The organism is Mesorhizobium loti, from assembly GCF_003148495.1.
GTDB classification, from domain to species: domain Bacteria; phylum Pseudomonadota; class Alphaproteobacteria; order Rhizobiales; family Rhizobiaceae; genus Mesorhizobium; species Mesorhizobium loti.
In genome coordinates this window covers 48,565-64,271 of the sequence record NZ_QGGH01000017.1, presented here as the reverse complement: position 1 = coordinate 64,271, position 15,707 = coordinate 48,565, and the positions used below count along the sequence as shown (strand labels likewise).

The window sequence follows — 15,707 nt, the reverse complement described above, 5'->3', positions numbered from 1 at the left end:
TTATGGACTGGCTGGCGGCTAGATATCCAGCACTTCCGTCTCGGCGAATTCGGCGCGTTCCTGGATGAAGCGGAAGCGGGCCTCCGGCTTGGTGCCCATCAGCGCGTCGACGGCGTCCTTGGTCGCCGCCTCGGCATCGATCACATCGATCCGAAGCAGCGTGCGCTTCCTCGGATCCATGGTGGTTTCCTTGAGCTGCGCGGCCATCATCTCACCCAGACCTTTAAAGCGGCCGAGTTCGACCTTGCCGCGCCCGGTGAACTCGGTGCGCAGGAGTTCGTCCTTGTGCGCGTCGTCGCGGGCATAGGCGACCTTGCCGCCTTGCCTGATCGAGTAAAGCGGCGGCACCGCAAGATAGAGATGGCCGCCGCGCACCAGCGCCGGCATCTCCTGGTAGAAGAAGGTGATCAGCAGCGAAGCGATGTGGGCGCCATCGACATCGGCGTCGGTCATGATGATCACCCGGTCGTAGCGCAAATCTTCGTCGCGATATTTCGATCGCGTGCCGCAGCCGAGCGCCTGGATCAGGTCGGATATCTGCTGGTTGCCGGCGAGCTTGTCGTTGCCGGCACTGGCGACGTTGAGGATTTTTCCACGCAGCGGCAGGACGGCCTGGCTGGCGCGGTCGCGTGCCTGCTTGGCCGATCCGCCGGCCGAGTCACCTTCGACGATGAACAGTTCGGCGCCGGCCGCGGCATTTTGCGTGCAGTCGGCGAGCTTGCCCGGCAGCCGCAATTTGCGCACCGCGCTCTTGCGCGACACCTCTTTTTCCTGCCGCCGGCGCACCCGCTCGTCGGCACGTGCGATCACCCATTCGAGTAGCTTCGAGGCTTCCTGCGGATTGTCGGCCAGCCAATGGTCGAACGGATCACGGATCGCGGTCTCGACAATTCGAATTGCCTCGATCGTCGCCAGCCTGTCCTTGGTCTGGCCGACGAATTCCGGCTCGCGGATGAACACCGACAGCATGCCCGCCGCCGAGATCATGACGTCTTCCGAGGTGACGATCGAGGCGCGCTTGTTGCCGACGAGATCGGCATAGGCGCGCAGGCCCCGCGTCAGTACATTGCGGAAGCCGGCCTCGTGGGTGCCGCCTTCGCCGGTCGGGATGGTGTTGCAGTAGGAATTGATGAAGCCGTCGCCGCCGAACCAGGTCACCGCCCATTCGAGCGAGCCATGGCCGCCTTGTTTCTCGCTCTTGCCGGCGAAAATCTCGCGCGTCACCTGGAAGTCGTCGCCGAGCGATGCCTTGAGATAATCCTTCAGGCCGCCGGGAAAATGGAATTCAGCCTTGGCCGGTGTCGGATCCTTTTCCTTGATCAGTGACGGATCGCAGGTCCAGCGGATTTCGACGCCGCCGAACAGATAGGCTTTCGAACGCGTCATGCGGTAGAGCCGCGCCGGTTCGAATGCCGCGCCCTTGCCGAAAATCTGCTCGTCGGGGTGGAAGCGGATTTTTGTTCCGCGCCGATTGTGGACCTCGCCCAATTGTTCCAGGCCGGTCACGGGAACGCCGCGTGAAAAGCGCTGGCGATAGAGCTGGCGGCCACGTGCGACCTCGACCTCGAGATGGTCCGACAGCGCGTTGACCACGGACACACCGACGCCATGCAGGCCGCCCGATGTCTCGTAAACCTTGGAGTCGAACTTGCCGCCCGAATGCAGCGTCGTCATGATCACTTCGAGCGCCGGCTTCTTGAACTTCGGATGCGGATCGACCGGGATACCGCGGCCATTGTCGGTGACGGCGAGATAGCCGTCGGCCGAGAGTTCGACATCGATGAAGGTGGCATGGCCAGCCACCGCTTCGTCCATCGAATTGTCGATGACCTCGGCGAACAGATGGTGCATCGCCTTGTCGTCGGTGCCGCCGATATACATGCCTGGCCGGCGGCGCACCGGCTCCAGCCCTTCCAGCACCTCGATGTCGGCGGCGCTATAGCCTTCGCTGCCATCCTTGGTCGCGGCAGGACGCTTGGTGGCCTGAACCAGCGGATCCGCCGGCCGCGCCGGCGTGCGAACCGGCTGCGGCTGCTTGTCCATATTGCCGAAGAGATCGTTGTTGTCGTCCATGCCTGCCATAGGGTCCGATGCTGCGAATCACCTCGCGATACTGCCACGCTTTTCAGCGCCAAGCGACCGAGGTTCCTGTTCCGTTCGGGGATATGGTCCTTCTTAACCCAAAACCATTCGATAACCAAGTCGGCGGAAATAGGTCGGATACCACCGTGCGAAATTCCTGATTCTTTAACAATGCCGCCTAGGGTTAAGCCCAACAAAACAAGAAACTGCGGGCATCAGGGGTTTCGGCGTGAGGGGCAAGGCCATATCGATGATCGGCATCGCCGCCGTTTTTGGCGCGATCTCGATCTTTGCCGCGGATTTCTGGGTCAAGAGCCAGGCCAAGGCCGATTCCGAAGAGAAGACGGCGTCGATCCCGGCACCTGTCGTGCCCAGGGTAGAGTTCAAGACCATCGTGGTGGCGAATGCGCCGCTGCGTTACGGCATGGAACTCGACCGGGCGCAGCTTAGCGAAATTCCGTGGTCGGAAGAGTCCGTGCCGCAGGGCGCCTTCACCACTATCAATGCGTTGCTCGCCGACGGTAGCCGCGTGGTGCTGTCGCCGATCGAAGTCAACGAACCGGTGCTGCTGACCAAGTTGTCCGGGCCAAATGGCCGCGCGACGCTCTCCAACATGATGACGCCCGGAATGCGGGCGGTAACCATCCGTACCGATGAGATCGCCGGGGTTGGCGGTTTCGTCACGCCGGGCGACCGGGTCGATGTCGTGCTGACACGCGATGCCGGCGAAATCCAGGAAGTGGCCAAGAACGCTCAGGGCGCTGCCGGTTCCACCATCACTTCCGAGATCGTCGTTGCCGATGCCAAGGTGCTGAGCGTCGGGCAGGGCGCCGACGAGCGCCAGACGACGCCGCAGATTTCCAATTCCGTGACCATCGAGGTGACGACCGACGGCGCGCAGAAAGTGGCACTGGCCCGCACCGTCGGCACCTTGTCCTTGTCGCTTCGGTCCTCCAGCGAAGGCGGAGACGACAAGAACGGCGTCACCACCATCTCTTCCTTCGGTGGATCCGTCGCCTCGAATGTGCAGGCCGCGGCCGGCTCATTGTTCGACGCCGTCACCAAGGAGCCGGAGAAGCCGAAATTCAAGACGGTCATCGTAACGCGCGGCACAAAGGCCGAGGAATACCAGGTTCCTTCGCCGGACCAGAAATAGAAGCCAGTGGGGACTGGGTGAGGGACGGGACAATGTTCGGGCTGATCACATACAGGGTCATGGGACGGTTGCGCGTTTTGCGCACCGTGGCTGTCGCGGCTTCGCTGGCTGCCGCCACGATGCTGGCCTTCGGCACCTGCGCCAAGGCCGACAACGACATCGTCTATGTGTCGTCGACCAAGAATGCGTCGATCAAGGTTGCCAAGGGCAAGCCAAAGACGATCATGACAAGTGCCGCCTTCTACCAGATCGTCATCGGCGATCCGGAGATCGCCAACGTCAATCCGCTGACCGACAAGTCCTTCTATGTGCTCGGCAACAATCTCGGCACCACCGGCATCGCGCTGTTCGACGAGAAGAAGCAGCTTGTCGGCACCATCGACATCGAGGTGACGCTCGACACTGACCAACTGGCCAGCACCATTCGCGCCAGCGTGCCGGATGCCAGGATCAAGGTCGGCTCGGCCAATGGCCGTGTCGTGCTGTCGGGCGAGGCCGATGACGCCGTCGCCGCCGAAAAGGCAAACAAGATCGCGACGCGCTTTTCCGGCACCGAAGAGGTGATCAACTCGGTCAACATCTCGTCGTCGCAGCAGGTCCAGCTCAACGTCCGCTTCGTCGAAATCAACCGCCAGGCTGGCCAGGAGCTGGGTGCCAAGTACGCCGCCAATTTCGCCTACGGCATCGGCGGACGCGACGTGACGATCGATCCGGGTTCAGTACCGACCGCCGGCACCGGCGAGATCATCGGCCGGCTTTTGTCGAGCGGTGTGTCGATCGATATCGCCATCAAGGCGCTGGAAGAGCGCGGCTTGGCGCGGCGGCTGGCCGAGCCGAACCTGATCGCCCGGTCCGGCCAGACGGCGAGCTTCCTCGCCGGCGGCGAGTTCCCGATCCCGGTCTCCGAGGACAACGGCAAGATCTCGGTCAGCTACAAGAAATACGGCGTCAGCCTGGATTTCACGCCTACCGTCCTGAAGGACGGGCTGGTCAGCCTGGACATCGCGCCGGAAGTCTCCTCGATCGACGCTTCGGCCTCCTACAATATCGGCACCATCTCGGTTCCCGGCTTCATCGTGCGCCGTGCCAGGACGTCGGTCGACCTGAAGAACGGCCAGAGCTTCATGATCGCCGGATTGCTGCAGTCGCAAAACGACATCACCACGTCGCGCATTCCCGGTCTCGGCAAGATGCCGGTGCTTGGAGCGCTGTTCTCCTCGAAATCCTATCAGCGGCGTGAGACCGACCTAGTCATCATCGTCACCCCCTATCTGGTCAAGCCGGTCGATCCGTCGAAGAAGCTCGTCGAGCCGACCGACGGCACGCAGCCGGCCAGCAACGCCGACTATTTTCTCAACAACACCGAGGAAGTGAAGACGTCCGACGCCAACCGCGCGCTGGCAATGGCCGACGGCAGCGTCGCGCAGCCGGCTGCCGTCACCACGGTCGGGCATTTCCTCGACCTGCCGAAGGACTGAAGTCATGCGCCTGGTCTTGAGATCGAGCATCGCCTTGCTGCTGGCAGGTTTTGCCGCCGGCTGCACCAGCGACGACTATGTGCGCAGCGAAGGGCCGACGATCGGCGCCGGCGAAGCGCAGGCTGCCAACACCGTCATGCAGATGGTCGATCCCTGGAAGTACGGAGTCCAGAACACCAGACTTCTGGTGCCGGCCCAGCGAGGCGCCGCTGCGGCCGTCACCCCCGATCAGGCGGCCGAAACGAAGGCGTCGCAGTCCAGCACGACTAATTGATCCAACGGGCAACTGGTCCAATGGCGACCTGACAGGCTGACAGAATGGCAAACGGCATCAAGACCAGGAAGATCCTGCTCGTATCGACCGATAGGACCTTTGTGCAGGACACGCGGACCGCATTCGCCGCCTCCGAGATCATCCAGCTCTCGACAGTGGAGAAGAGTGTTACGGAGCTGCGCGGCGAGATCCAGGAAGCCGACTTCGGCGCCATCATCGTCGACATGGATGCGGCAAGACTGGAGGAGGTCGAGTCGCTGCAGCGCGTCATGCGCCGGCTCGAGGACAAGGTGCCGGTTGTCGTCGTCACGCAGGAGTTCAACGCGGCCGCGGTGCGCATTCTCGTGCAGCTCAAGGTCGCGGATTTCCTGGTCAAGCCGATCACCACCGCCGATCTCGTACGCTCCGTGGTGCGAGCGCTGCAAGGACCCGGGCGCGAGGAAAACACCGAGTCGCAGATCTACACCTTCATGCCGGCCGCGGGCGGCGTCGGCACCACGACGCTGGCACTGCAAACCGCTTTCCAGCTGCATCATTCGGTGACGCGCGGCGCCTCGACCTGCGTCGTCGACCTTAATTTCCAGCAGGGCGCCTGTGCCGAATATCTCGACCTCGAACCGCGCTTCGACATCACCGAGATCGAGAACCAGCCCGAGCGCCTCGATCGCCAACTGCTCGATGTGATGCTGTCCAAGCACGCCAGCGGACTTTGCGTGCTGGCGGCACCGACGCATCCGTCGGAAATGCGCTCGTTCAAGACCGATGTCGTGGTGCGCATGCTGGATCTCGTTTCGGCCTATTTCGACAATGTCGTCATCGACATGCCGCGCACCTGGTTTCCATGGACGGAGACGGTGCTGCTCGGTTCCAACAAGCTCTACATCGTCGCGGAGATGACGGTGCCGTGCCTGCGCCATACGCAGCGGCTGATCCAGGCGGTCTACGAGACCGCCGGCAAGGAGGTGAAGCCGAACGTCATCGTCAACCGCTTCGAACAGAAGATGTTCGACAACGGCATCAAGCAGGCGGACGTCCAGGAAATTCTCGGCGAGCATTTCGTCGGCGGCATCGCCAACAACTACAGGCTGGTGCGTGAGGCGGTCGATCGCGGTGTGCCGCTGCACGAGATCGATCCGAACGCCAATGTCATTAATGATCTGAAGAAGATCATCCTGCCGGAGGAAGCGGTCCCAACCCGAGCGAAATCACGCTCGCTGTTTGGCATGGGCCGTGGATTGCTGAAGAGGAAAGCCGGATGACCAGCCGCTTCTCCACCTTGCAGAACCGCGATGCGCGTCCGCAGCGGACTGCCGAGCCAATGCCGGTCGCCCATCATGCCGTCGTCATTCCGACGAGCCGAAAGGCTTTGCCGGTAAAGCCGGAAGCAGCACCGGCAAAGAATGCCAACAAGGTGCTCGATGCGCGCGTGCGCATCCACCGGCTGCTGCTCGAGGAGATCAATCTCGTCGCGCTGGAGCGTTTGCCCAAGGATGAGATGCGCCGGCAAGTGCATGATTTCGTGTCGGAAAAGACCAAGCAGGAGCGGATGGCGATCAACACCGTCGAACTTGATGCGCTGGTCGACGACATCGTCGACGAGATGGTCGGTCTCGGCCCGCTCGAGCCGCTGCTCAAGGACCCCGACATAAACGACATCCTGATCAACGGCCACCTGAATTGCTTTGTCGAAAAGAAGGGCAAGCTGCAGCCGGTCCATATTCCGTTCAAGGACGAGGCGCATCTCTTGCGCATCGTTAACAAGATCGTTGCCGCGGTCGGCCGTCGCGTCGACGAATCGCAGCCGATGGTCGATGCTCGCATGCTGGACGGCTCGCGTTTCAACGCGGCCATCCGTCCGGTTGCGGTCGATGGACCACTGGTGTCGATCCGCAAGTTCTCCAAGAACAAGCTCGGCCTGCACAAACTGGTTGAATTCGGTGCCATCACCCAGAACATGGCCGAAGTGCTGGCGGCGGCGGTGCATGCCCGCAAGACGACGATCATTTCGGGCGGTACCGGTACCGGCAAGACGACCATGCTCAATGCGCTGTCGGCCTTCATCCCGGAAGATGAGCGGCTGATCACCATCGAGGACGCGGCCGAGCTGCAATTGCAGCAGCCGCATGTCGCGCGCATGGAAACACGTCCGGCCAACATCGAAGGCCATGGCGAGCTGAAGCAGCGCGACCTGGTCAAGAACGCGCTGCGTATGCGCCCCGACCGCGTCATCCTCGGCGAGTGCCGCGGCGAGGAAGCATTCGACATGCTGCAGGCGATGAATACCGGTCACGAAGGGTCGATGGCGACCATCCATGCCAACACGCCGCGCGACGCCATCTCGCGGCTTGAGCAGATGCTTGGCATGACCGGCATGCCGATGACGGTGCAGTCGATCCGCAGCCAGATCGCCAGCGCGCTCGACCTGATCGTCCAGCTGACGCGCCTGTCCGACGGCAAGCGCAAGGTGACCAGCGTTGCCGAGGTGACCGGCATGGAAGGCGATGTCATCCAGATGCAGGAGATCTTCCGCTTCGTGCGTACCGGCATGGAGGCCGACGGCAAGATCCTCGGCTACTACGAGGCGACCGGCATCCGGCCGCGGTTCCTCGAGGATCTGCGCGCCATGGGCATCGAGTTCCCCGGACGATATTTCGAACCCGGTCGGCCGCAGGAGTAGCGAAGTGTTCGACGGGCTCAGCGCGATCTACATCGTCTATGCCGCGGCTGCCCTTACCGGCATCCTGATCGCCGAGGCCTGCTACCTGCTTTATGCCGGCCGCAGCGACAAGCGCACCGCCATCAACCGGCGCATGAAGCTGCAGGAACACAAGATCAGCCAGGAGCAGGTGCTCGTCCAATTGCGCAAGGAGCGGGGCCTTGACGCTGGCACGCCGCTGTTTTCGCCGGACCGGTTCCGCGCTCTGCGAACCCAGTCGGGCATGATCATGCCGCTGTCGAAATTCCTGATGATCACCTGCGGTGTCGCATTCGCCGCTGGTCTGGTCGCCATCTGGTACGGCTTGCCACCGCTGATGGGATTTGTCCTGTTTGTGGTGCTTGTGCCGGTGCTGCCGGTGCTGACGTTGCGTTTCAAGCGCAAGCGCCGGCTGAAGCGGTTCGGCATGCAGCTGCCGGAGGCACTGGAACTGATCACGCGTGGCCTGAAGGCCGGCCACCCAGTGCCGGTGGCGATCGCCATGGTCGCGCGCGAGATGCCGGACCCGATCGGCACCGAGTTCGGCGTCATCGCCGACGAAGTGACCTATGGCTCCGATCTGGTTTCGGCGCTGAACTCGCTGTTCGACCGGGTCGGACAGGAGGATCTGCCGCTGTTCGTCACCGCCGTCTCGATCCAGACCAGTTCGGGCGGCAATCTGCGCGAGATCCTCGACGGCCTGGCGACGACAATCCGCGAGCGTGGCAAGCTGCGCCGCAAGGTGCGCGCCATTGCGACAGAAGGCCGAATGTCGGCCTACATCCTGACGGCGGTGCCGGCCTTGCTGTTTGCCGCCATCATGGCGCTGATGCCGAGCTTTTACCGCGACGTCTGGGGTGAGCCGAAGACCTGGTACCTGCTTGGTGGGTCGATCACCTGGCTGATGCTGGGCAATTTTATGATGTTCAAGATGTCGAATTTCAAGTTCTGACATGCAGGGCTTCATCGAATTCCTCGCCTCGCTCGCCCCGACCTCGTTGATGCCGGTGGCCATCCTGCTGCTGGCCGCGGGCGCTGCCGCTGTTGCATGGCCTATGATGGCGGCGAAGGGCGATCGCAATGAGGTCATGCGCCGGCTCAGGGTCGACAACGGTCCCGTGGCCGCAAAGCCCGAGCCGGTACAGAAGAAGAATACCGGCGTCGTGCGCGAGAAGGCGGTGAAGCGGGCGCAGGAATTCTACGCCAGGAGCGATCCGGAAAATGTCGCCCGGCTGCGCATGAAGCTCATCCAGGCAGGATATATGGAGCCGCGCGCTGTCGGCATGTTCTTCCTGATCCGGTTCACCGCGATGATCGGCACGGCAATCGGCGTGTTTGTGCTCAACCGGTGGATGGCCAGCCCGGACGCGACGATGGCCAGCCGCTGGACATTCGTCATCCTGTCGGGAGCGGCCGGCTATTTCCTGCCCGGCCTCGTGCTGAGCCAGAAAGTGCGGGAACGCAGGCGTGAGTACCGCAACGGCTTTCCCGATTTCATGGACCTGATGATCGTCTGCTCGGATGCCGGCATGAGCATGGAGGCCGGCATCGAGCGCGTCTCGAAGGAACTCGCCAAGACTTACCCCGCGCTCAGCCAGAACCTGCAGCTGGTGTCGCTGGAGCTGAGGGCAGGGCGCAGCCTTGACGATGCGCTGAAGGCGCTCGCCGACCGCCTCAGCCTGGACGAGGTGCGTTCCTTCGCCACGCTGCTGCAACAGTCCAAGGAACTCGGCACCAGCCTGTCAGGAGCGCTGCGCGTCTTTTCCGACGATATGCGCCACAAGCGCATGTCGCTGGCCGAGGAAAAGGCGCACGCCCTGCCGGCCAAGATGTCGGTGCCGGTGGTGGTGTGCATCCTGCCGGTGGTGTTGATGATTGCGGCGATTCCAGTCATCGTCAAAATGACGGCGCACTAGCGAGCGCCCCACGAAAGCCCCATCGAGGGGCTGACAACCCATTGTTCTGCCTGCACTCTGCCCCTGCGACGTGAGAAGCCCATGCGAATGCTGTTGCGCACCCTCTTCCTTGGCCTCGCAGCGGTCAGTTTGTCGCCCGCCTGGGCCGCGGCGGGCGATTGCGGCGATGCTGCCGCCTTGGTGCAGCAGGCCTATCCCAAGGCTCGAAAGAGCGCCGACGGCGCCTCGTTCACGCTTGAACCCCATATCAGCATCGCCCTGGCGGATGCCGATTCGCCATTTGTCCTGGTCTGCAGGATATGGCCCGCCCATGACGACCTGCTGCTGGTCGCAGTGCCGCTGACCGACAGCGCCCAATCCAGCGACGACGGACATGTCGGAGATATCGAGCTTCTGGTCGTCGACAGGAACAGCCTGCAGGTGCGCCAGCGCCTGCTCCAGCCAGGGCTGATCACCGATGATGCCCTAGCCATCCGCAAGATCGACCTCGATACCGGCCGCTATAGGCTGGCGCCCGAGGTCTCCGCCTTCGGCCTGCGCATCGAAATCGCAAACCATTCGCAGGCCAACCCCTTCAGCGAAACCGACCTGCGGCTCTATGCCCTCGCCGGCGATACCTTGCGGCTGGTTCTCGACGGCCTCGTCGTGGCCGGCAATGGCGGCGAAGGCGATGCCAATTGTGCGGGATCCTTCCATTCGAGCCAGGTCAGCCTGGCGATGAGCCCGGTGAGCCATCGCGGCTATCACGATATCTCGGTGGCCGAGCGGACGGATACGGACAACCCGTCTCCCGATAAGGATGGCGAGTGCCAACCCCATCCCGGCAAGCCGATGAACCGGACCTACCGGCTGCGCTATGACGGCAGCCGCTACCCGGTTCCGGAAGCGCTCAAGGTCATGGGACCGTGAAAAGGCCGCTCACGCCCTTGCTGCAGGGGTTCGCTCGGGAATAAGTCTTCGTCTTGTGCCTGGTGGTTAATGGCTGGTGTGCCCGAAACCAAATTTTAGCGGCGTTTCGGCACCGAAGTTTAATCGCCGCTCATGTAATGTGTTTCCTGAAGAACGACCCGGCAAATCGGGCGATGAGGCAGGGGCATGCGTCACAGTAAGTTCACGGCAATGGCCGCGCTGGCGGCCGTCTTGATGATGTCTGGCTGTACGACGGGTGGCGTCGACACGACCAAGACCACCGCTATCCAACCGGCGGCAAAAGGCATCGACACCTCCGATCTGGCGCAAGGCAAGGCGCAGTTTCGCGACGCCAATTACGGCCTCGCCGAAAAGCACTTTCGCAAGGCCGTCGAGTTGAAGGCCGACAATGCCGAGGCCTGGATGGGGCTCGCTGCGTCCTATGATGAGCTCGGCCGCTTCGACTTCGCCGACCGTGCCTACGGCCAGCTTTTGAAAGTCGCCGGCCGCAAGCCGCAGATCGTCAACAACATGGGCTATTCGCAACTGCTGCGCGGCAATCGCAAGAAGGCCAAGGCGCTGCTGCTCGAAGCGAAGGCCGGCATGGCCGATCCCACTGTCGTCAACGCCAACCTCGCTCTCTTGAACAAGGGTTGATCCGGTCGTCGCGCCACAGGGGTCGGTTTCGGGACATAAGACATCGACGCTTTGTAAACCCTATCGGCAGGTTGCGTCGAAAGATCGGCTGAAAACCATGCCTGAGGGCTGCCGCTGACCTAGAATGCGGCGTAACCGCCGACGCTCGAGAGGCCCTTGCCCGATATGCTGGACTTCAGTTCGCTCCTGCTCGCAGCCGCGCTGTCGGGCATCTGCCTCAGCGTCACCATGTTTGCGATCTGGTTCACCGCGCCCAAGGCAGGCTTCGTGCTGACGGTGGCGTGCGGCATTCTGGTGCTCGTCGCGCATGTGATCCTGTTCTGGCGATACACCAAGGATCCCGATCCGCTGCTCTGTCAGATCGTGCTTGCGTTGCTCACTCTAGGGTTCCTGATCCTCTGCGTGTCGGCCATGCAATATCTGGGCGTGCACGGCTACAGACGTGCCGTTGCACCGGCGCTTGCCGCCATGGCTATCTGTGCCGCCGTGACCCTTCTGGGCCTTGATGGCGTCGGCTTCATCATCACCTACACCACGGTGACGGCGCTGCTGTCGGCGATCGGCGCCATGTTCTGGATCAACGGCAGCCATGATCGCCGCATCCTGCTGGTGGTTTCGTTTCTGAGCGGCACCTGCGCGGTGTCGTTTGCGCTCTGCGGCATGGTTCTGCTGACCAAGGGGCAATGGACGCTCGCGACCGCGCCCGACAACTGGGCCGAACGACTGAATTCCGTCGTGGCGGTGGCCTGCATGACCGGGCTCGGCGCATTGACGCTCTCCCTCCACCATCTGCAGGCGCAGATCGAGCTGAAGGCCGAGACCATGACCGACCCGCTGACGGGGTTGATGAACCGCCGGGCGTTGACGTCGCTCTACGGTGAGCGGAGTTTCGGTCCGTTCATGTCCGTCGTCATGTTCGACCTCGACCACTTCAAGCGGACGAACGATGTCTATGGTCATCCGGTCGGAGACCAGGTCTTGTGCCGCTTCGCCGCGGTGATCAAGAAATATGCCAGGACCGGCGTCGACGCCTTTCGCCTGGGCGGCGAGGAATTCGCCGTCGTCATGTCGCGAATGACGGAAGAGAAGGCCCATGATCTCGCCAGCAAGATCTGTGTGGCCTTCGGCACCGAGATCGTCGCCACCCAACTCGGCAAGTTGCGCAGTACGGTCAGCGGCGGCATCGGCTTTGGCGAGGCAAGCGGCCGCACCCTCGATGACGTGCTTGCCGAGGCCGACGCGGCGCTCTACGCCGCCAAGCGCGCCGGTCGAAATTGCGTCATCGGTCGGACGGCACTAGACAAGGCCGACCCGGTCAAGCCGGCCTTGCGCTCCGCTTAATTATTCCGCTGCACCCAGATAGTCCGACAGGGGCGGGCACGAGCAGACCAGGTTGCGGTCGCCGGCAACATTGTCGATGCGTGACACCGGCGGCCAGTACTTGGCTGCCGTGTCGGCGTCGCCGGCGGGATAGGCCGCCTCCAGGCGCGAGTAGGGATGGGTCCACTGGGCGGCCAACACCTCGGCGGCGGTGTGCGGCGCGTTGACCAGCGGATTGTCGGCCAAAGGCCATTCGCCCCTGGCGACTTTCGCTGCCTCGCCTGCGATGGCGATCATCGCCTCGCAGAAGCGGTCGAGTTCCCGCTTGGGCTCGGATTCGGTCGGCTCCACCATCAGCGTGCCGGCAACCGGGAAGGACATGGTCGGCGCGTGGAAGCCGTAGTCGATCAGACGCTTGGCGACGTCGTCGACGCTGATGCCGGCGCTGTCCTTGAGCACGCGGGTGTCGAGGATGCATTCATGCGCGATGCGATCGTGCCTACCCTTGTAGAGAAGCGGGAAGTGCGGCGCGAGCCGTGTCGCCACGTAGTTGGCCGAGATGATGGCGGTCTCCGTCGCCTGCTTCAGTCCGGCCGCGCCCATCATGCGGATATACATCCAGGTGATAGGCAGGATCGAGGCGCTGCCGAATGGTGCGGCCGACACGGCGTGCGCCGAACCTTCGGTGACATGTCCCGGCAGATAGGGCTGCAGATGGGCCTTGACGCCGATCGGGCCGATGCCCGGGCCACCGCCGCCATGGGGAATGCAGAAAGTTTTGTGCAGGTTCATATGACAGACGTCGGCGCCGATATCGGCGGGTCGCGCCAAGGCGACCAGGGCGTTGAGGTTGGCGCCATCGAAATAGACCTGGCCGCCATGCTCGTGGATGAGGGCGCAGAGGTGGCGCGCACCTTCCTCGTAGACGCCATGCGTCGAGGGGTAGGTGAACATCAGCGCCGCGAGATTTTTGGAATGCTCGTTGGCCTTGGCTCTCATATCGTCCATGTCGATATTGCCGTCCTCCAGGCAGCGCACGACGACGACGCTCATGCCGGCCATCGCCGCACTCGCCGGATTGGTGCCATGCGCGGAGGAAGGGATCAGGCAGACGGTGCGATGGCCTTCGCCGCGCGAGCGATGATACGCGCGGATGGCGAGCAGGCCGGCATACTCGCCCTGGCTGCCGGCATTGGGCTGCAAGCTGACCGCATCGAAGCCGGTGATCTCCGACAGCCATCCTTCCAACTCGTCGATCATGGCACGATAGCCGGCCGAATGGCTTGCCGGCGCGAAGGGATGCAAATTGGCGATTTCAGGCCAGCTTACCGGCATCATTTCCGCCGCGGCGTTGAGCTTCATGGTGCAGGATCCCAGCGGGATCATGCTGCGGTCGAGCGCCAGATCCTTGTCGGCCAGCCGGCGCAGCAAGCGCATCATGTCGGTTTCCGACTTGTTCTCATGGAACACAGGTTGGGTCAGGAACTCCTTGCCGCGCGGCTTGCCGGGCACTGTGCTGCCGGCTGAGGAACCAGCCTTGGCACCGAACAGGGCCGCGATCGCATCGAGATCGGCATACGTCGAGGTCTCGTCGAAGCTGATGCCGACATGGTCCGCATCGATGACGCGCAGCAGGCGACCGGTCTTTTCAGCCGCAGCGGCGATCTGCGCCGCCTTGCCCTTGGTCTCCACTGTCACCCCGTCGAAACGGCTGGCACCGATTACCGATACGCCTGCCGCCTCGAGGCCGCTTGCCAGACGATTGGCCAGCGCATGGATGTGCCCGGCAATCGCCTGCAGCCCGGCGGGGCCGTGCCAGATGGCATAGGCGGTCGCCATGTTGGCGAGCAGCGCCTGCGCGGTGCAGATGTTGGAGGTCGCCTTGTCGCGGCGGATATGCTGTTCGCGGGTCTGCAAGGCAAGCCGGTAGCCGGGCCGGCCCTTGCTATCGGTGGATTGGCCGACCAGACGGCCGGGCATCAGTCGCGTCAACTTGTCGGAGACGGCGCAATAGGCGGCGTGCGGCCCGCCAAAGCCCATCGGCACGCCAAAACGCTGCATTGGGCCGACGGCAATGTCGGCGCCAAGTTTTGCCGGCGCATCGGTCAAGGTCAGGCCGAGCGGGTCGGCGATGAAGACGACGATGGCACCGGTCGCCCGAGCCTTGTCGATCGCCGCCTTGTGGTCGCCATAGACGCCCAACGTATCCGGCCAGGAGACGAGCAAAGCGGCGGTGTTGTCGTCGATCGTCTCGCCGTCGATCTCGATGCCGAGCGGCTCGGCGCGGGTGCGCACGACATCCAGCGTCTGCGGGTGCGGCGTGCCGGCCAGCGCCACCTTGGTGCGCTTGTCGCGGTGGTGGCGCAGCGCAATGCCGACGGCTTCGGCGACGGCGGTCGCTTCATCGAGCAAGGAGGCCGATGCCACCGGCAGGCCGGTCAGTTCAGTGACCAGCGTCTGGAAGTTGAACAGCATTTCGAGCCGGCCCTGGCTGATCTCGGCCTGATAGGGCGTGTAGGCGGTGTACCAGGCCGGGTTCTCGAACAAATTGCGCTGGATGACCGGCGGCACGTGGACGCCGTGATAGCCGGCGCCGATGAAGCTTTTCAGCACCGTATTTTTCGCCATGGTCGCCGACAATTCGGCCAGCGCTTCTGCTTCGCTGGCCGGCGCGGGCAGGGCCAGCGGCACGTCGAGGCGAATCGACTGCGGCACGGCCTGGCTGATCAGCGTCTCGACGGACGGAACGCCGATCACGGCAAGCATGGCTCTGACATCGTTGACGCTCGGACCGATATGGCGGGCCGAGAAGGGAGTGAGTGCTGCGGTCATGTCAATACGTCCTGATATCAGCCGATATGGGCTTTGTAGGCGGCCTCATCCATGAGGCCCGCGAGTTGGCTTTCGTCGGCAAGCTTCATCTTCCACAGCCAGCCGGCGCCGGTTGCCGCCGAATTGACCAGTGACGGGTCCGACGACAGCGTGCCGTTGGCTTCGGTGATCTCACCATCGACCGGCGCGTAGACGTCGGAAGCCGCCTTGACGGATTCGACCACGACGGCGGTATCGCCCTTGGTCAATTTCTTTCCGGTCTCCGGCAATTCGACGAAGACGAGATCGCCGAGCTGTTCCTGCGCATAGTCGGTGATGCCGACAGTGGCGATGCCGCCCTCGACGCGGAGCCATTCGTGATCTGATGTGAAATAGGTCGTTGCCATGG

At 63.2% G+C, this 15,707-nt stretch carries 13 protein-coding genes; 10 read left to right on the top strand and 3 right to left on the bottom strand.

Translation table 11 applies throughout. From position 1 onward, the window contains the following. Positions 1-18 precede the first annotated feature (18 nt). Positions 19-2,073 (bottom strand): DNA topoisomerase IV subunit B, encoded by a 2,055-nt coding sequence (parE, locus tag C8D77_RS32510; RefSeq protein ID WP_109671562.1) that lies wholly within the window; start codon positions 2,071-2,073, stop codon positions 19-21. Positions 2,074-2,311: 238 nt separating this feature from the next. On the opposite strand from parE, the gene cpaB reads away from it, so the two are divergent. The 10 genes from cpaB (at position 2,312) to C8D77_RS32460 (ending at position 12,508) form a co-directional block, all read left to right on the top strand. Continuing rightward, positions 2,312-3,238, top strand: a complete 927-nt coding sequence (gene cpaB, locus C8D77_RS32505; protein WP_245462837.1) for a Flp pilus assembly protein CpaB — start codon at positions 2,312-2,314, stop codon at positions 3,236-3,238. A 59-nt stretch (positions 3,239-3,297) separates the two neighbouring features. Further along, positions 3,298-4,716: a type II and III secretion system protein family protein gene (locus C8D77_RS32500; RefSeq protein ID WP_425453784.1), complete on the top strand. Its 1,419-nt coding sequence runs from the start codon at positions 3,298-3,300 to the stop codon at positions 4,714-4,716. Positions 4,717-4,720: 4 nt separating this feature from the next. Further along, positions 4,721-4,990, top strand: coding sequence for a hypothetical protein (locus C8D77_RS32495; RefSeq protein WP_109671513.1), 270 nt, complete (start codon positions 4,721-4,723; stop codon positions 4,988-4,990). Between the two features lie 44 nt (positions 4,991-5,034). Further along, a complete protein-coding gene (locus tag C8D77_RS32490; protein ID WP_109671512.1) occupies positions 5,035-6,249 on the top strand; it encodes a CpaE/TadZ family protein in 1,215 nt (404 codons plus the stop codon). After that, positions 6,246-7,667, top strand: coding sequence for a TadA family conjugal transfer-associated ATPase (locus C8D77_RS32485; RefSeq protein WP_109671511.1), 1,422 nt, complete (start codon positions 6,246-6,248; stop codon positions 7,665-7,667). The genes C8D77_RS32490 and C8D77_RS32485 overlap by 4 nt, the downstream gene beginning before the upstream one ends. 4 nt (positions 7,668-7,671) lie before the next feature. After that, positions 7,672-8,637, top strand: a complete 966-nt coding sequence (locus tag C8D77_RS32480) for a type II secretion system F family protein (RefSeq protein ID WP_109671510.1) — start codon at positions 7,672-7,674, stop codon at positions 8,635-8,637. 1 nt (position 8,638) lies between these two features. Next, positions 8,639-9,601, top strand: a complete 963-nt coding sequence (locus C8D77_RS32475; RefSeq protein ID WP_109671509.1) for a type II secretion system F family protein — start codon at positions 8,639-8,641, stop codon at positions 9,599-9,601. A gap of 87 nt (positions 9,602-9,688) precedes the next feature. After that, complete coding sequence (locus tag C8D77_RS32470; protein WP_109671508.1) at positions 9,689-10,510, top strand: PA3715 family protein; 822 nt, start codon at positions 9,689-9,691, stop codon at positions 10,508-10,510. Positions 10,511-10,696: 186 nt separating this feature from the next. Beyond that, a complete protein-coding gene (locus tag C8D77_RS32465; RefSeq protein WP_109671507.1) occupies positions 10,697-11,167 on the top strand; it encodes a hypothetical protein in 471 nt (156 codons plus the stop codon). A 165-nt stretch (positions 11,168-11,332) separates the two neighbouring features. Further along, on the top strand, positions 11,333-12,508 hold the full coding sequence (locus C8D77_RS32460; RefSeq protein ID WP_109671506.1) for a GGDEF domain-containing protein: 1,176 nt from the start codon (positions 11,333-11,335) through the stop codon (positions 12,506-12,508). On the opposite strand, the gene gcvP is transcribed toward C8D77_RS32460, so the two are convergent. After that, on the bottom strand, positions 12,509-15,319 hold the full coding sequence (gene gcvP, locus C8D77_RS32455) for an aminomethyl-transferring glycine dehydrogenase (protein WP_109671505.1): 2,811 nt from the start codon (positions 15,317-15,319) through the stop codon (positions 12,509-12,511). Positions 15,320-15,336: 17 nt separating this feature from the next. Beyond that, entirely contained in the window at positions 15,337-15,705 is a 369-nt protein-coding gene (gene gcvH, locus C8D77_RS32450) for a glycine cleavage system protein GcvH (protein ID WP_013531953.1), read from the bottom strand. Positions 15,706-15,707: the final 2 nt, after the last annotated feature.